Here is an 18,111-nt window from a genome sequence, read left to right as displayed (position 1 = left end):
GGCCAACATGTACATCTATCGATTGGTCCTGCTGCTGGTCGTCGGGATCTACCTGTTTTCCCCCGCCATCATGGATTGGTGGATCGACGCCACGGGCGCCTGGTATCGCCCCTATCTGCTGTGGCTGATCCTGATCGTCGTGACTTTCATCCTGCAGAGCCAAAAAGATGCCGATGAGCTTTAGCCTCACCCAGATGTTGCTGATCAGCGCCGCCTACCTGGCCGCGCTGTTCGGCGTCGCCTGGATCAGTGAGCGCGGAATGATCCCGCGGGCGATCATTCGCCATCCGTTGACCTACACCTTGTCCCTTGGCGTGTACGCCAGCGCCTGGGCGTTTTATGGCACGGTCGGTCTGGCCTATCAGTACGGCTACGGTTTCCTGTCCAGCTACCTCGGTGTATCCGGCGCCTTTTTGCTGGCGCCGGTGCTGCTGTACCCGATCCTGAAGATCACCCGCACCTACCAACTGTCGTCCCTGGCCGACCTGTTTGCCTTCCGCTTTCGCAGCACCTGGGCCGGCGCATTGACAACCGTGTTCATGCTGATTGGCGTATTGCCCTTGCTGGCCTTGCAAATCCAGGCCGTGGCGGACTCCATCAGCATCCTCACCCGCGCACCGGTGCAACATGTGGTTGCCCTGGCCTTCTGTGCACTGATCAGCCTGTTTACGATTTTCTTCGGCTCGCGCCATATCGCCACCCGCGAGAAGCACGAAGGCCTGGTATTTGCGATTGCCTTCGAGTCGGTGATCAAGCTGATCGCCATCGGCGGCGTGGGCCTCTATGCGCTTTACGGCGTATTCGATGGTCCCCAACAGCTGGAACTGTGGCTGCTGCAAAACCAGACCGCCCTCGCCGCCCTGCACACGCCATTGCAGGAGGGCCCTTGGCGTACGCTGCTGCTGGTGTTCTTCGCCTCGGCAATCGTGATGCCGCACATGTACCACATGACATTTACCGAGAACCTCAACCCACGCTCGCTGGTCAGCGCCAGTTGGGGCTTGCCGCTGTTCCTGCTGCTGATGAGCCTGGCGGTGCCGTTGATTCTGTGGGCGGGCCTCAAGCTGGGCGCCACCACCAACCCCGAATATTTCACGCTCGGCATCGGCATTGCCGCCAATAGTCCCGCGCTGGCCCTGCTCGCGTATGTAGGTGGTTTGTCGGCCGCCAGCGGCTTGATCATCGTCACCACCCTGGCGCTGTCGGGCATGGCGCTTAACCACCTGGTGCTGCCGCTGTACCAGCCCCCCGCCGAAGGCAATATCTACCGTTGGCTGAAGTGGACGCGTCGCGCGCTGATTGTCGCGATCATCATGGCCGGCTACGGCTTCTACCTGTTGCTGGGCGCCGGGCAAGACCTCGCCAACCTTGGCATCGTTGCGTTTGTCGCCACCCTGCAGTTCTTGCCGGGCGTGTTGTCGGTGCTGTACTGGCCGACCGCCAATCGCCGTGGGTTTATCGCCGGTCTGCTCGCCGGGATTCTGGTCTGGGTCGTGACCATGCTGCTACCGCTGGTCGGGAACCTGCAGGGCTTCTACATCCCGCTGCTGAATATGATCTATGTGCTGGACGACACCAGTTGGCACATGGCCGCGATTGCTTCGTTGGCCGCCAACGTACTGATGTTCACCCTGATCTCGCTGTTCACCAATGCCAGCCCCGAGGAAACCAGCGCCGCCGAAGCCTGCGCCGTGGATAACGTGCGTCGCCCGCAACGTCGCGAATTGCACGCCGCCTCGCCCCAGGAGTTCGCCACGCAGTTGGCCAAGCCACTGGGCGCCAAGGCCGCACAAAAGGAAGTCGAGCAGGCGCTGCGCGATCTGTACCTGCCGTTCGACGAGCGGCGCCCCTATGCGCTGCGCCGCTTGCGCGACAGGATCGAGGCCAACTTGTCCGGCCTGATGGGCCCCAGCGTGTCCCAGGACATGGTGGAAACCTTCCTGCCCTACAAGGCTGGCGGCGAAAACTATGTCACCGAAGACATCCACTTCATCGAGAGCCGGCTGGAGGATTACCACTCACGCCTTACCGGCCTTGCCGCCGAACTCGACGCCTTGCGCCGCTACCACCGCCAGACCCTGCAGGAACTGCCGATGGGCGTGTGCTCACTGGCCAAGGATCAAGAGATCCTGATGTGGAACAAAGCCATGGAAGAACTCACCGGTATCGCCGCGCAACGGGTCGTGGGGTCGCGCCTGAACACCCTGGGCGAGCCGTGGAAAGAACTGCTGCAAGGCTTTATCGACGTGCCCGATGAGCATTTGCACAAGCAGCACCTGGCCCTCGATGGCCAGACCCGCTGGCTCAACCTGCACAAAGCGGCCATCGACGAGCCCCTGGCCCCCGGTAACAGCGGCTTGGTGCTGCTGGTCGAAGACCTGACCGAAACCCAGATGCTCGAAGACAAACTGGTACACTCCGAACGTTTGGCCAGCATCGGGCGGCTGGCGGCGGGCGTGGCCCACGAGATCGGCAACCCGATTACCGGGATTGCCTGCCTGGCGCAAAACCTGCGCGAAGAACGCGAGGAAGATGGCGAAATCATCGAAATCAGCGGGCAGATCCTCGAACAGACCAAACGCGTGTCACGCATCGTGCAGTCGCTGATGAGTTTTGCCCACGCCGGCGCCCATCAGAACCTTGATGAGGCCGTGTGCCTGGCCGAAGTGGCACAGGACGCCATTGGGCTGCTGGCCTTGAACCGGCGCAATTTCGAAGTACAGTTTTTCAACCTGTGCGACCCGGACCATTGGGTCGACGGCGACTCACAACGCTTGGCCCAAGTGTTGATCAACCTGCTGTCAAACGCCCGCGATGCGACGCCCGCCGGTGGCGCAGTACGGGTCAAGAGTGAGGCTTTCGAGCACACGGTCGACCTGATCGTGGAGGACGAAGGCAGCGGCATTCCACAGAACATCATGGACCGATTGTTCGAACCCTTCTTCACCACCAAGGATCCGGGTGAAGGCACCGGTCTGGGCCTTGCACTGGTCTATTCCATCGTTGAAGAGCATTATGGACAAATCACCATCGACAGCCCGGCTGACACCGAAAGCCAACGCGGCACCCGTATTCGGGTGACCTTGCCGCGTCATGTCGAAGCGACGTCCGCTGTGAACTGAGACCGTCGAGAGAATTGAATCAATGCCGCACATTTTGATCGTCGAAGACGAAACCATTATCCGCTCTGCCTTGCGTCGCCTGCTTGAACGCAATCAGTACCAGGTCAGCGAAGCCGGCTCGGTGCAGGAAGCACAAGAGCGTTTCAGCATCCCCACGTTCGACCTGATTGTCAGCGACCTGCGCCTGCCTGGCGCACCTGGCACCGAGTTGATCAAGCTTGGCCAAGGCACCCCGGTGCTGATCATGACCAGCTACGCGAGCCTGCGCTCGGCGGTAGACTCGATGAAGATGGGCGCGGTGGACTACATTGCCAAGCCTTTCGATCACGATGAAATGCTCCAGGCCGTGGCGCGCATCCTGCGCGACCGTCAGTCGGCCAGCAGCGCACCGGCCGAACAACGCCCCACCGGCAAAGCCGCCGGCGGCGCCGACAAACCGGGCGTCGACAACAGTAATGGCGAGATCGGCATCATCGGCTCCTGCCCACCGATGCAGGACCTGTACGGCAAGATCCGCAAAGTGGCGCCTACCGACTCCAATGTGCTGATCCAGGGCGAGTCGGGCACCGGTAAGGAACTGGTGGCTCGCGCCCTGCACAACCTGTCCAAGCGCGCCAAGGCACCGATGATCTCGGTGAACTGCGCGGCAATCCCCGAATCCCTGATCGAGTCCGAATTGTTCGGCCACGAAAAAGGCGCGTTTACCGGTGCCAGCGCCGGGCGTGCGGGCCTGGTGGAAGCGGCGGACGGCGGTACATTGTTCCTCGACGAAATTGGCGAGTTGCCATTGGAAGCACAGGCGCGATTGCTGCGCGTGCTGCAGGAAGGCGAGATCCGCCGCGTGGGTTCGGTGCAGTCGCAGAAGGTAGATGTTCGCCTGATCGCGGCCACCCACCGTGACCTCAAGAGCCTGGCCAAGATCGGCCAGTTCCGTGAAGACTTGTACTACCGCCTGCATGTGATCGCGCTCAAGCTGCCGGCCTTGCGCGAGCGTGGTGCCGACGTCAACGAGATCGCCAACGCGTTCCTGCTGCGCCAGAGTGCGCGCATCAACCGTACCGACCTGAGGTTTGCGCCGGATGCCGAGCAGGCGATCAGGCACTACTCGTGGCCGGGTAACGTGCGGGAACTGGAGAATGCGGTCGAGCGCGCGGTGATCCTGTCCGAGAGCCCGGAAATTTCCGCCGAGCTGCTGGGCATCGATATCGAACTCAGCGACCTGGAGGATGACGATTTCATCGGCCTGGCCCCGCAACAGGGCGGTAGCAATACCAGCCATGAGCCAACCGAGGATTTGTCACTAGAAGATTACTTCCAGCATTTTGTTCTGGAACATCAGGACCATATGACCGAAACCGAACTGGCGCGCAAACTGGGCGTGAGCCGTAAATGCCTGTGGGAGCGGCGCCAGCGCCTGGGCATCCCACGGCGCAAGACCGGTGTGGCCAGCGAAAGTTGAGGGCGCGCGCCCTTAGGTAACACCCACAGATGTGAAAAAACTGTTACCGCTGATTTTTTGCGTAACAAAAGCCGGGGCTTACGGTAACGAAGCCCCGGCTTTTTTTGGCCCGTCAAAAACCCAAAAACCCCTCAAACCCCCGGTTTTGTTAGGCGGCGCAAAAGTTGGCACGCACCCTGCTATATGCTTAGTACAAAAACAATAACAAGCTTTGTACAAGACAATAAAAATAAGACGAATCGACTCACGCATAACAAAAACAACACGGCGGAGGCGCAGCTAACTGATTCTTTTGGAGAGGCGTTGCATTTGGGGCTTGCCCCGCAACCAGGCCGAGAACAACAAAAACTGCCCTAAGGCAGAGCCTGAACTGGTTGGATCATAGATCAGCAACACAGCGACCAAAGCAATCCGTTTGCTCTTGACTCCCGATTGGGAGTGTCATGAAGGTGAAGCTTCATGGCGAGGGCGATCAACAAAAACAAGAAGCCCGAAACCAATAATAAAAATAGAGCACGCAACTACTTCTGGGGGAGCTTCGGCTCCCCTTGTAGTTTCTGGTAAATAGCTACGAATTCGACGCTCAAAGGCTTCTGGCGCAAAGCCTGCAGCTTGTTCCTACACCATCCCCCGACTAAATGCTAGAATCCCCGCCCATCATGCGGTCATTCTTCGTTATGGCCGAACATTCCTTCAAACAGTGCATCCCATGCTGAAGAAGTTGTTCCAGTCATTCCGTTCTCCCTTGCGTCGTACGCAACACAAACGCAGCACGCCTGAAGTGCTCAATAGCAGCCAACATTCGCTGCAACGCGCTCAGTTCAGCCGTTATGCGGTGAATATCGTCGAACGTTTGCAGAACGCCGGTTACCAGGCCTATCTGGTCGGCGGTTGCGTACGCGACATGCTACTTAATATCACGCCCAAGGATTTCGACGTCGCCACCAGTGCCACGCCTGAACAGGTGCGCGCCGAGTTTCGCAATGCGCGCATCATCGGCCGCCGCTTTAAGCTGGTGCACATCCATTTCGGGCGCGAAATCATCGAAGTCGCAACGTTCCGCGCCGGCCATCCGCAAAACGATGAAGAGGAAGACACCAATCAGTCCTCCCGCAACGAGAGCGGTCGCATCCTGCGTGACAACGTTTATGGCACCCTGGAAGAAGACGCGCAACGCCGCGACTTCACCATCAATGCCCTGTACTACGACCCGGTCAGCGAACGCATCCTCGATTACGCCAACGGCGTACACGACATCCGCAACAACCTGATCCGCCTCATCGGCGACCCGACGCAACGCTACCAGGAAGACCCGGTACGTATGCTGCGGGCCGTGCGCTTTGCCGCCAAGCTCAACTTCGGCATCGAGAAGCATACCGCTGCGCCGATTCGCGAACTGGCGCCCATGCTGCGGGAAATTCCCTCGGCACGTCTGTTCGAAGAAGTGCTCAAGCTGTTCCTCTCGGGCTACGCCGCCGACACGTTCGAGATGCTCGTCGACCTGCAGTTGTTCGACCCTCTGTTCCCGGCCAGCGCCGAAGCATTGGAATACAACCCAACCTATACCCACACGCTGATCAGCGAAGCGCTGATCAACACCGACCTGCGCATCAAGCAGAACAAACCGGTCACCCCGGCGTTCCTGTTTGCCGCCCTGTTGTGGCCAGCCCTGCCAAAACGTGTACTGCGTTTGCAGGACCGTGGCATGCCGCCGATTCCGGCCATGCAGGAAGCCGCTCACGAACTGATTGCCGAACAGTGCCAGCGCATCGCCATTCCAAAGCGCTTCACCATGCCGATCCGAGAGATCTGGGACATGCAGGAGCGCCTGCCGCGCCGCAGCGGAAAACGCGCCGACCTGCTGTTGGACAACCCACGCTTCCGCGCCGGCTACGATTTCCTGCTGCTGCGCGAAAGCGCCGGCGAACAGACCGACGGCCTGGGCGAATGGTGGACCGATTACCAGGACGCCAATGACAGCGAGCGTCGCGAGATGATTCGTGAGCTGGGCAGCAAAGGTGAAGCAACCGGCGAAGGGCCGAAGAAGCGCCGGCGCAGCGGTACCAAGCGCAAGCGCAGCGCAGCCGATGCCTCGGGCGCCGCAGGCGAATAAACGTGGAACGCATCTACATCGGCATGGGCAGCAACCTGGCCGCCCCGGACCAGCAATTGCGCAGCGCTATCCAAGCGCTGGCTCAGTTGCCAGGCACTTGCGTCGCGGGTGTGTCCGCCTTTTACCAAAGTGACTCCCTGCTCCCTGGCCAACCGCGCTACACCAACGCGGTTGCCGCCCTGGACAGCAGCCTTGCGCCTCTCGACTTGCTGGATGCGCTGCAAGCCATCGAAAACGACCAAGGCCGCGAGCGCCTGGAGCGCTGGGGCCCACGCACGCTTGACTTGGACATTCTGCTGTTTGGCGATCGCCTGATCGATGAACCGCGCCTGAAGGTGCCCCACTACCAGATGCACCTGCGTGCGTTTGTGTTGTATCCGCTGGCCGAACTGGCGCCCGCGGCATTGCAACTGCCGGATGGCACATGCCTCGGTGCCCTGCTTGAAGCCTGCCCGTTTGTCGGCCTGGAACGCCTTCGCGCTGCTGAATCGCATCAGTAACAGCGGTAACACCCCCGTCGTAACAATGCGGTAACACATCCAATTGACTTCCCGTGTCCTCCTCACGACTATAGGCGTCCCGCTGCCGCCAACCCGGCGCTAAAGGGCGCAATCCAGGCCTTATAAGCACTGCTCTCAAGACGGTGCGCCTGTATAAACGAAGACTCACGCGCGTTACTCGCTGTTTCCAAGCGCCTGAACGAGGACCCTTTTCATGCCAGACATTACCCTGACCACCTTGCAGAGCCTCAAGCTCAAAGGTGAAAAAATCACCATGCTGACCTGCTATGACGCCACCTTCGCCAACGCCTGCTGCCAGGCTGGGGTTGAAGTGTTATTGGTAGGCGACTCCCTGGGCATGGTTCTTCAAGGGAATGACAGCACCCTGCCCGTGACCACCGATGAACTCGCCTACCACACCGCCAGCGTCAAGCGCGGCAATGAGGGCGCGTTCATCATCGCCGACCTGCCGTTCATGGGCTATGCCACGCTTGAACAGACCTTCCTGAACGCCGGCAAACTCATGCAGGCCGGCGCGCACATGATCAAGGTGGAAGGTGCCGTATGGCTTGCCGAATCGATCCGCCTGCTGGCTGAACGCGGCGTGCCGGTGTGTGCGCACATGGGCCTTACGCCGCAGTCGGTGAACATCCTCGGCGGCTATAAAGTGCAAGGTCGCAATGAAGCCCAGGCGCGCCAGATGCGTGCCGATGCCATCGCCCTGGAGCAAGCGGGCGTGGCGATGATCCTGCTTGAGTGTGTGCCCAGCGAATTGGCCGCGGAAATCACCCAGGCCGTTAAGGTGCCGGTGATCGGTATTGGCGCAGGCTCGGCAACGGATGGCCAGGTGCTGGTATTGCACGACATGCTCGGCCTGTCGATGACCGGCCGCGTGCCGAAGTTCGTGAAGAACTTCATGACCGGCCAGGACAGCATCCATGCTGCGTTGAGTGCTTACGTCGCTGAAGTCAAAGGCGTGACCTTCCCAGGCGCCGAACACGGATTCTCTGCATGAACACCGTAAAAACCGTACGCGAACTACGCGCTGCCGTCGCCCACGCCCGCAAAGCCGGCAAACGCATCGGCTTCGTGCCCACCATGGGCAACCTGCACAGCGGCCATGCGACCCTGGTGAACAAGGCGGTGCAGCAGGCCGACTTTGTCGTCGCGAGCATCTTCGTCAACCCGCTGCAATTTGGCGCCGGCGAAGACTTGGACAAATACCCCCGCACCCTCGCCGCCGACCAGGAAAAACTCCTGCAAGCCGGGTGCAACCTGCTGTTCGCGCCCACCGTCGAAGAAATGTACCCCGGCGGCATGACCGGCCAGACCCGCGTCAGCGTTCCACAATTGTCCGAAGGCTTGTGCGGCGCCAGCCGTCCCGGGCACTTCGAAGGCGTGGCCACGGTGGTCAGCAAGCTGTTCAACATGGTGCAGCCGGACATCGCGGTGTTTGGCCAAAAGGACTACCAGCAACTGGCGGTGATCCGCGCCATGGTCCACGACCTGAACATGCCGATCCAGATCATCGGCGAACCTACCGTGCGCGCCGACGACGGCCTCGCGCTGTCTTCACGCAATGGCTTTCTCAGCGAAGAGCAACGTGCGATTGCGCCGGTGCTGTTTCGCAGCCTCAGCCAGATTGCCGCCGCCATCAAGGACGGTGACCTCGATTTCGCCAAATTGCGCGCGCAACAGGTACAACAGATCCAAGCCGCCGGACTGCGCCTGGACTACCTGGAAGTTCGCCAAGGCCTGCACCTGCGCCCCGCCACGCCTGAAGATCGGGACATTGTGATTCTGGTCGCGGCCTTTCTGGGTACGACCCGCCTCATCGACAACTTGCACCTGAACCTCAACTGACCCCCTCCGAACAGCTCGCCTGTTGCCCTGAATGCTGCGCCGGTATAAAAAAGTACCGGCCACAGCGCAGACAAAGCCAAGACATATCGACACGCTAGGTTTAATGTAATCGCCCGGCGCTAAGGTTAGCGCTGTCTGGAACCCAATCCTTGATAGAAAGACTGGATGTTCCGGACTTTGAAGTGTCCTAAAGGCAGTCCCCGTAATAAAAGGAAACCCGCAGCGATGGCGTACTACCGCACCCCTCATGACGTTACCGCTCTGCCCGCCTGGCAAGCGCTTAACCAACACCGCCAAGCCATGCAGGATTTCAGCATGCGCGAAGCGTTCAATGCCGATCCCCAGCGCTTCTCCCAGTTCACCTTGAGCAGCTGCGGACTTTTCCTCGATTACTCAAAAAACCTGATTACCAGCGAAACCCGCGACCTGCTGGTGGGTTTGGCCAAGGAAGTCGGTCTGAAAGACGCGATCGATTCGCTGTACGCCGGCGAGCCGGTCAACTCGTCCGAAGGCCGCCCTGCCCTGCACACCGCCCTGCGCCGCCCGGTGGGCGACAAGCTGTCGGTAAACGGCGTGAACATCATGCCGGACGTGCATAAGGTGCTGAACCAGATCACCGATCTGGTCGGCCGCATCCACGATGGTCTGTGGCGTGGCTACACCGAAAAGCCGATTACCGACGTGGTGAACATCGGCATTGGTGGTTCGTTCCTCGGCCCGGAGCTGGTCTCTGAAGCGCTGTTGTCCTACGCCCATAAAGGCGTGCGCTGCCACTACCTGGCGAACATCGACGGCAGCGAGTTCCACGAGCTGACCATGAAGCTGCGCGCCGAGACCACGCTGTTTATCGTCTCGTCGAAATCCTTCAACACCCTGGAAACCCTGAAAAACGCCCAGGCCGCCCGCGCCTGGTATCTGGCCCAGGGTGGCTCGGAAGCCGAGTTGTACCGCCACTTTATCGCCGTATCGAGCAACAACGCGGCAGCCGTGGCGTTCGGCATCCGTGAAGAAAACATCTTCCCGATGTGGGACTGGGTCGGCGGCCGCTACTCGCTGTGGTCGGCCATCGGCTTGCCAATCGCCCTGGCCATTGGCATGTCCAACTTCAAGGAACTGCTGTCCGGTGCCTACACCATGGACCAGCATTTCCAGAACGCGCCGTTCGAGCAAAACATGCCCGTGTTGCTGGGCCTGCTGGGTGTCTGGTACGGCAACTTCTGGGGCGCGCAGAGCCATGCGATCCTGCCGTACGACCACTACCTGCGTAACATCACCAAACACTTGCAACAGTTGGACATGGAATCCAACGGCAAGAGCGTGCGCCAGGACGGTAAACCGGTGTCCACCGACACCGGCCCGGTGATCTGGGGGGGCGTGGGCTGCAACGGTCAGCACGCGTACCACCAACTGCTGCACCAAGGCACCCAACTGATCCCGGCCGACTTCATCGTGCCGATCGTCAGCTTCAACCCGGTGTCCGACCACCATCAGTGGCTGTACGCCAACTGCCTGTCGCAAAGCCAGGCGCTGATGCTCGGCAAGACCCGCAGCGAAGCCGAAGCCGAGCTGCGCGACAAGGGCATCGCCGAAGACGACGTGCAGAAGCTCGCCCCGCACAAGGTGATCCCGGGCAACCGTCCAAGCAACACCCTGGTGGTAGAGCGCATCAGCCCACGTCGCCTGGGCGCGCTGGTGGCAATGTATGAGCACAAGGTGTTCGTGCAGAGCGTGATCTGGGGCATCAATGCCTTCGACCAATGGGGCGTTGAGCTGGGCAAAGAGCTGGGCAAGGGCGTGTACAACCGCCTGACCGGCGCTGAAGAAACCTCAGCCGAGGATGCCTCGACCCAGGGCCTGATCAACTACTTCCGCGGTCGTCACCGCGGCTGATGCAGGTAACGCAAGGCCAACATCCGTTTGGACGTTGGCCTTGAACCCTCCTCCCACAGGGTGCATCTTTATCACTTGTCGCAAAAACAAGAATAAGGATCGCTCATGTTCGATATCAGCACGTTTCCAACCGCCGATGCCGTCCGCCGGGCTGCGCAACTCAGTCAAGAGGACTACCAGCGCCTCTATCGTCAATCCATCGAGCAACCCGATACCTTCTGGGGCGAACAGGCCAAGGGCTTTCTCGACTGGATAACCCCCTGGCACACCGTTCAACACTCGGATATCCACACCGGCGCAGCCCAATGGTTTGCCGGCGGCCAACTGAACGTCAGCTACAACTGCATCGACCGTCACCTGGCGCAACGCGCCGATCAAGTGGCCTTCATCTGGGAGGGCGACGATCCGACAAAGTCTGCCAAAATCACCTACCGCCAACTGCACCACAACGTTTGCCGCCTGGCCAATGTGCTGAAAAGCCGTGGCGTGAAGAAAGGCGACCGCGTGTGCATCTACATGCCGATGATCCCGGAAGCGGCCTACGCCATGCTGGCCTGCACGCGGATTGGCGCGGTGCACTCGGTGGTGTTCGGGGGCTTCTCGCCGGATGCCCTGCGCGACCGCATCCTCGATGCCGACTGCCGCACCGTGATCACCGCCGATGAAGGCGTGCGCGGCGGTAAGCCAGTGGCCTTGAAAAAGAACGTCGACAAGGCCCTGGCAAGCTGCCCGGGGGTCAATACCGTGCTGATAGTGGAGCGTACCGGTGCGCCCTTGGACTGGAGCGAAGGCCGCGACCTCAAGTACCAGCAAGCCCTGGATGCCGCCAGCGATGACTGCCCCCCCGAGCCGATGGGCGCCGAAGACCCGCTGTTCATCCTGTACACCTCGGGTAGCACCGGTAAACCCAAGGGCGTGCTGCATACCACCGGCGGCTATCTGCTGCAGGCCGCGATGACCTTCAAGTACGTACTCGATTACCGTGATGGCGAAGTGTTCTGGTGTACGGCGGATGTGGGATGGGTCACCGGCCACAGCTATATCGTCTACGGCCCGCTGGCCAATGGCGCGACCTCGCTGATGTTCGAAGGCGTGCCGAGCTACCCGGACAGTTCGCGCTTCTGGCAGGTGATCGATAAACATCAGGTGAATATCTTCTACACCGCGCCCACCGCCCTGCGCGCCTTGATGCGTGAGGGCCACGGCCCGCTGGAGAACACCTCCCGCGCCAGCCTGCGGCTGCTCGGCAGTGTGGGTGAGCCGATCAACCCGGAGGCCTGGGACTGGTATTTCAATGCGGTAGGCGAACAGCGCTGCCCGATTGTGGACACCTGGTGGCAGACCGAAACCGGCGGCATCATGCTCAGCCCACTGGTCAGCGCCCAACGGATCAAACCGGGTTGCGCGACCCAACCGATGTTTGGCGTACAGCCTGTGCTGCTGGATGAGCACGGCAAAGCAATCAGCGGCGCCGGCAGCGGCGTACTCGTCATCAAAGCCAGCTGGCCGGGGCAGATCCGCAGCGTCTATGGTGACCCGCAGCGCATGGTCGACACTTATTTCAAACCCTACCCCGGCTATTACTTCACCGGCGATGGCGCGCGCCGCGACGAGGACGGCGACTACTGGATCACCGGACGCATCGATGATGTGATCAACGTGTCCGGCCACCGTATCGGCACGGCCGAGGTGGAAAGCGCACTGGTGCTGCACGACCAGGTCGCCGAGGCCGCCGTGGTCGGCTACCCCCACGATGTCAAAGGCCAGGGCATCTACGCCTTCGTCACCCCGATGAATGGCGTGGAGCCCAGCGAAGCGCTGAAAAAACACCTGCTGGAACTGGTCAGCAAGGAAATCGGCAGCTTTGCCAAACCGGAACTGATTCAATGGGCACCGGCCTTGCCGAAAACCCGCTCCGGCAAGATCATGCGCAGGATTCTGCGCAAGATCGCCTGCAACGAACTGGACAGCCTCGGTGATACCTCAACCCTGGCCGACCCCAGCGTGGTGGACGGTCTTATCGACAAACGCCTGAACCGCTAGGAGACACCCCGAGTCGCCATGGAATTTATCCGCAGCCGTATCGAAACCCAGTTGATGAGCCTTACCGGTTTGTCACTGGGCCAACTGGACCTGGAAAACCCCAAGGGCGACCCCGACCTGTTCGGACCGGATTCGGTCAGTTGGCAAGTGCATGGCGACTTCAGCAGCATGCTCATCGGCGGCATCAGCGCCTTGATGCTGCAAGCCTTGCACCCGCTGGCCCTGGCGGGCGTGTGGGACCATTCGAACTTTCGCCAGGACATGCTTGGGCGCTTGCGGCGCACATCACAGTTCATTTCCGGCACCACCTTCGGTTCGCGCAAGGACGCCGACTGGCTGATCGAAAAGGTGCGCACCATTCACTTGCAGGTAGTCGGCCATGCACCGGACGGGCGGCCATATGCGGCAAGCGACCCGGAACTGCTGACCTGGGTGCATGTTGCCGAAGTGAGCAACTTTCTGGCCGCTCACCTGCGCTACCGCAACCCCGGGCTTTCGGGGCGCGACCAAGACCGTTACTACAGTGAAATCGCCCTGGTGGCGGAACGCTTGGGCGCACGGCAAGTACCGCACTCACGGCAGGAAGTTTCCACTTACCTGGCACGCATCCGCCCGCAATTGCTGTGCGACGAGCGCAGCCGCGAAGTGCTGCGCCTGCTATTGAATGCGCCCGCGCCAAGTCCGCTGGCCAAGCCGTTTGGCGCATTAATGATGCAAGCCGGTATCGACCTGCTGCCGGACTGGGCCAGCGCCCTGCTCGACCAGCACCAAAGCCCGCTGCAGCGCCATCTGATTCGTGCCGGGGTCAAGCGCAGCGCGCCATTGTTGCGCTGGGCAATGCGCAATGGTTCGGTGCAACGGGCACACCGACGGATGGGGTTGATGTAGCCGAGGCCCCATAGCTGTTAAACTCCGCGCCCTCACTGCCCCCCCTTACTTAGCAAGGCGCGCTCCATGTCTTCCTTGAATCAGGCGCTGCGCGCCGCCCTCGATCATCGCCAAGACCTGATCAGCGAACTGCACGCCCAGGGTACCGATTGTTATCGCCTGTTCCACGGCAGCCAGGAAGGCGCCGGCGGCCTGACCATCGACCGCTATGGCCCGCAGTTGCTGGTGCAAAGCTTTCACCAGTCGCTGGAAACCGCAGAGCTGCTGGACCTGCACCAACTGATCAACCAGTACATGGGTTTGGAATTACTGTTGGTGTACAACGACCGCTCCCGCGGCAACTCGCGGATCGATCGCGAAGACTCGGTGTACCGCGCAGAACCCGCCGCGCTGCAAGACCTGGTCGGTCACGAATGGGGCCTGAATTACCGCGTACGTGGGCGCCATGTCGGGCAAGACCCGCTGCTGTTTCTGGACCTGCGCAACACCCGCGGCTGGGTCAAAGCCCACAGCGCCGGCAAAAGCGTGCTGAACCTGTTCGCCTACACCTGCGGCGTGGGCCTGAGCGCAGCCGCCGGGGGCGCACGCGAGGTGTGCAACCTGGACTTCGCCGAAAGCAACCTGGCGGTCGGCCGTGAGAACGGCCTGCTCAACCCGCAGTTGCCGGCCATGGAGTTCGTGCAATCGGACTACTTCCCGGCGATTCGCCAGTTGGCCGGCTTGCCGATCACCCAGCGTCGAGGGCAGAAACTGCCGAGCTATCCGCGCCTGGAACAACGCCAATACGACCTGGTGCTGCTCGACCCACCCGCCTGGGCCAAGAGTGCATTCGGCACCGTCGACCTGTTGCGCGACTACCAGAGCCTGCTCAAGCCCGCCCTGCTCGCCACTGCCGACAACGGCGTGCTGATCTGCTGCAACAACCTGGCAAAAGTCAGCATGCACGAGTGGCGCGAACAGGTCCTGCGTTGCGCGGAAAAAGCCGGGCGACCGGTACGTGACTGGAAAATCATGACGCCGGGGGCGGATTTTCCTTCACTGGACCAGCAGCCTCCCCTGAAAACTCTGATACTTCAGCTGTAGGACTCTTCCCATAGGCTCGGTTCTTCGGAACCGAAAACCCGTGCCATACTCCAAGGCACTCTTGTTCGACATAGATGGCGCCGCCCCATGCCCAAAGGATTGATCCGCGCCACTGGCGCCTTGTTGACTGCCCTTGCTCTGTACAGCTTGCTGGGCTTTTTGATTCTGCCCGGCATCGCCCTTCGCGTTGCCAACCAACAGTTGGCCCATTACGCCACGACACCTGCACGCATCGAGCGTATCGAACTCAACCCATTCAGCCTGGAACTGACGCTCTGGGGCCTGAAAATCGGCGAACCCGGCAAGGAGCAGGTGGGTTTCGAACGGCTCTATGCCAACCTGCAGATCGACAGCCTGTGGACCCGCGCCCTGCACCTGGCTGACGTGCAACTGGACAAACCCAAGACCGAGCTGTTGTTCGACAAGAGCGGGAAGTTGAACCTGGCGCAGCTGTTCAAACTGCCACCAAGCGAACCAACGCCGACTGACCCCGATGCCAAGCCGTTCCCGCTGCGCATCGACAGCATCAAGCTGGCCGGCGGCTACGTGCATTTCGAAGACCTGCGCCCCAGCGAGCCCATCGAGTTCCTCTACGACACACTCGACTTCGAACTGAAGAACCTCAGCACCCTGCCCGAAGACAATGCCGACATGACCCTCGTGGCGGCAGGCCCTGAAGGCGGGCAGATCGACTGGAAGGGCAACTTCAGCCTGGTGCCAATCACCTCCGAAGGCACCTTGAAAGTCACCGGCGGCAAGATGAAAGCCTGGTGGCCCTACGTGCGCGACGCACTGCCTCTGGTACTGGAAGACGGCGTGCTCAATTTCAGCACCGAGTATAAATTCAGCCTGGCCAAACAAACCGAACTGAACCTGACCAACACCGCCGCCAGCATCGCGCCATTCGCCATCAAGGCACCGGATGGCCGTCCGCTGGTACGCCTGGAGCGTCTGGACGTCAGCGAAGCCTCCGTAGACCTGGCCAAGCAGCAGGTGCTAGTCGGCAAGATTCGCAGCAATAAGCTGGAAACCTGGGCCGCCCTTGAAGCCGATGGTCAACTGGATTGGCAAAAACTGTTCGCCAGCCAACCGAGCAAACCCGCCAAGGCGCCGGAGCCGGCGACGGCCCCCGCCACCGCTGACTCGCCAAAGCCCGAGCCCGCTGCGCCAAGCAAACCCTGGCAAGTACTGCTCAAGGACGTACAGCTGCGCAACTATCAAGTGCACTTGGCTGACCGCCAGGCTAAGCCCGCTGTGGCACTGGAGTTGGGCCCATTGAACGTCGATGTGCAGAACTTCGATAGCCTCAACCAGAACCCCTTCACACTCAAGATCGACAGCGGCGTGGGCAAGCAAGGCAAGCTCCAGGCCGCCGGCGTGGTCAACCTCAACCCAGTCAGCGCCAAACTGAAGGTCAATACCAAAGACATCGACCTGCGGGTTGCGCAGTCCTACATCAGCCCGTTTATCCGCCTGGAACTGCGTAGCGGTATGCTCGGCAGCGACCTCGACGTGAACCTGAAAAGCACCGCGCCACTGGCCTTGCAGATCACCGACCGTGCGCAGGTCGACCAACTGCACACCCTTGATACGCTCAAGACCCGTGATTTTCTCAAATGGCAGCGGTTGGTCATCGAGGGCCTGAACTATCAACACGGGGACAGCCTGTCGATCGACAAGGTCAACCTGTTGCAACCTTATGCGCGCTTCATGATCAACGACGACCGCACCACCAACGTTGACGACTTGCTGATTCCGCAGCCGGCCGACAGCGGCGCCAAGTCGTCGAGCAAAGCCCCCGCGAGCAAAGAGAAGCCCCTGGGCATTCATATCGGGCAGGTTGCGATCAACGACGGTTCGGCCAACTTTGCCGACTTCAGCCTCACGCCCAACTTTGCCACGGCGATTCAACAGCTCAACGGCCAGATCGGCACCATTGACAGTCGCCAGAACAAACCGGCCAGCGTCGATATCAAGGGCAAGGTGGATCGCTATGCCCCGGTGACCATCAAAGGCAGCGTGAATCCGTTTGATCCTATGGCCGCGCTGGATATCGCCACCAGCTTCAAGCGCGTAGAGCTGACCACACTGACACCTTACTCCGGCAAATTCGCCGGCTTCCGTATCCGCAAGGGCCGTCTCAACCTCGACCTGCACTACGTGATCACCAAGGGCCAGCTGAAGGCCGAAAACAAAGTGGTGATCGAGCAGCTGCAACTGGGTGAGAAAGTCGACAGCGCCGATGCCGTGGATTTGCCGATTCGCCTGGCAATCGCCCTGCTCAAGGACACTGACGGCAAGATCTCCATCGAACTGCCGGTGAGCGGCGACCTGAATAACCCGCAATTCAGCGTGATGCCGATTGTGTGGCAGACCCTGCGCAACCTGGTGGCACGCGCGGCCACCGCGCCGTTCAAGTTTATCGGCGGGCTGGTCACCGGCGGCGGCGCGGAGGACCTTGGCAACGTGTCATTCGCCGCCGGGTCCAGCGAATTGAACAAAGATGCCGAAGGCGCTCTTAACACGCTGGCCAAGGCGCTCAAGGAACGTCCTGCCCTGCGCCTGGAAATCGAAGGCACGGCCGCTGCCAGCAGCGATGGCCCCTTCCTGGCCGCCCAGCGACTGGAACGTGAATACCAATACAACTATTACAAGATGCTCCAGCGTCGCGGCGACAAGGTTCCGGCCCAGGCCTCGTTGCTGGAAGTTCCGGAAAGCGAAAAAGCACCGTTGCTCGAAGGTATCTTCCGGACCCGCGTGAAACAACAGCCCCCGGCCGAGTGGAAGGACCTGAGCCGTGACGACCGCACCGCCAAGCTGCGTGAAGGTGTGATCAAGTTCTGGAGCGGCAGCGATGTGCTGCTGCGCCAACTCGGCCAGGACCGTGCCAGCACCATCAAAGACTACCTGGTCGACAAGGGCCAACTGGAAGATGACCGGGTGTACTTCATCGATGCCAACCTGGGCCAGGCAGAGAAAGACGGCCGGGTGGTCACGCCGCTGCACCTGGACGCCGAATAACCGCCCCGCAATAGAACAGGCCCCGACACAAAGTGCCGGGGCCTGTAATGACCACATCCGTGTGGTCGGTCGCATGAACCTCAGAGGTGCATTGAGTGGATATCTAACTCACGCGCCGCCGCCGCTGTT

Annotated in this window: 12 protein-coding genes; all 12 read left to right on the top strand. The window is 60.8% G+C overall.

Annotated elements, in window-relative coordinates:
• The first annotated feature begins 7 nt into the window (after positions 1–7).
• The 12 genes from AB4O23_RS08410 to AB4O23_RS08355 all read left to right on the top strand — a co-directional run bounded on the left by AB4O23_RS08410 (position 8) and on the right by AB4O23_RS08355 (position 17,982).
• Positions 8–184, top strand: a complete 177-nt coding sequence (locus tag AB4O23_RS08410; RefSeq protein WP_003176118.1) for a hypothetical protein — start codon at positions 8–10, stop codon at positions 182–184.
• Positions 168–3,122 carry a sensor histidine kinase gene (locus AB4O23_RS08405; RefSeq protein WP_017528777.1) on the top strand — a complete coding sequence of 985 codons (2,955 nt, stop codon included), beginning with the start codon at positions 168–170 and terminating at the stop codon, positions 3,120–3,122. Before AB4O23_RS08410 ends, AB4O23_RS08405 begins: the two co-directional genes overlap by 17 nt.
• Before the next feature lie 22 nt (positions 3,123–3,144).
• Positions 3,145–4,581, top strand: a complete 1,437-nt coding sequence (locus AB4O23_RS08400) for a sigma-54-dependent transcriptional regulator (protein WP_017528778.1) — start codon at positions 3,145–3,147, stop codon at positions 4,579–4,581.
• 709 nt (positions 4,582–5,290) lie between these two features.
• Positions 5,291–6,694, top strand: a complete 1,404-nt coding sequence (locus tag AB4O23_RS08395) for a polynucleotide adenylyltransferase PcnB (protein WP_017528779.1) — start codon at positions 5,291–5,293, stop codon at positions 6,692–6,694.
• Between the two features lie 2 nt (positions 6,695–6,696).
• Positions 6,697–7,194: a 2-amino-4-hydroxy-6-hydroxymethyldihydropteridine diphosphokinase gene (folK, locus tag AB4O23_RS08390; protein ID WP_017528780.1), complete on the top strand. Its 498-nt coding sequence runs from the start codon at positions 6,697–6,699 to the stop codon at positions 7,192–7,194.
• A 214-nt stretch (positions 7,195–7,408) separates the two neighbouring features.
• Positions 7,409–8,209 (top strand): 3-methyl-2-oxobutanoate hydroxymethyltransferase, encoded by an 801-nt coding sequence (panB, locus tag AB4O23_RS08385; RefSeq protein ID WP_460062855.1) that lies wholly within the window; start codon positions 7,409–7,411, stop codon positions 8,207–8,209.
• On the top strand, positions 8,206–9,057 hold the full coding sequence (gene panC, locus AB4O23_RS08380; RefSeq protein ID WP_017528782.1) for a pantoate--beta-alanine ligase: 852 nt from the start codon (positions 8,206–8,208) through the stop codon (positions 9,055–9,057). Before panB ends, panC begins: the two co-directional genes overlap by 4 nt.
• A 225-nt stretch (positions 9,058–9,282) precedes the next feature.
• A complete protein-coding gene (pgi, locus tag AB4O23_RS08375; protein ID WP_017528783.1) occupies positions 9,283–10,947 on the top strand; it encodes a glucose-6-phosphate isomerase in 1,665 nt (554 codons plus the stop codon).
• A 105-nt stretch (positions 10,948–11,052) separates the two neighbouring features.
• Complete coding sequence (acs, locus tag AB4O23_RS08370) at positions 11,053–12,990, top strand: acetate--CoA ligase (protein WP_135196737.1); 1,938 nt, start codon at positions 11,053–11,055, stop codon at positions 12,988–12,990.
• 18 nt (positions 12,991–13,008) lie between these two features.
• Positions 13,009–13,878: an oxygenase MpaB family protein gene (locus AB4O23_RS08365; RefSeq protein ID WP_460062853.1), complete on the top strand. Its 870-nt coding sequence runs from the start codon at positions 13,009–13,011 to the stop codon at positions 13,876–13,878.
• A gap of 66 nt (positions 13,879–13,944) precedes the next feature.
• The gene (locus AB4O23_RS08360; RefSeq protein WP_065876791.1) at positions 13,945–14,961 is read left to right on the top strand and encodes a class I SAM-dependent rRNA methyltransferase; all 1,017 of its coding nucleotides are present in this window, start codon (positions 13,945–13,947) and stop codon (positions 14,959–14,961) included.
• Positions 14,962–15,048: 87 nt separating this feature from the next.
• Positions 15,049–17,982 carry a DUF748 domain-containing protein gene (locus AB4O23_RS08355; protein WP_460105831.1) on the top strand — a complete coding sequence of 978 codons (2,934 nt, stop codon included), beginning with the start codon at positions 15,049–15,051 and terminating at the stop codon, positions 17,980–17,982.
• Positions 17,983–18,111: the final 129 nt, after the last annotated feature.

The organism is Pseudomonas sp. H2_A10, from assembly GCF_054680085.1.
This window is presented reverse-complemented; position numbering and strand designations above follow the sequence as displayed.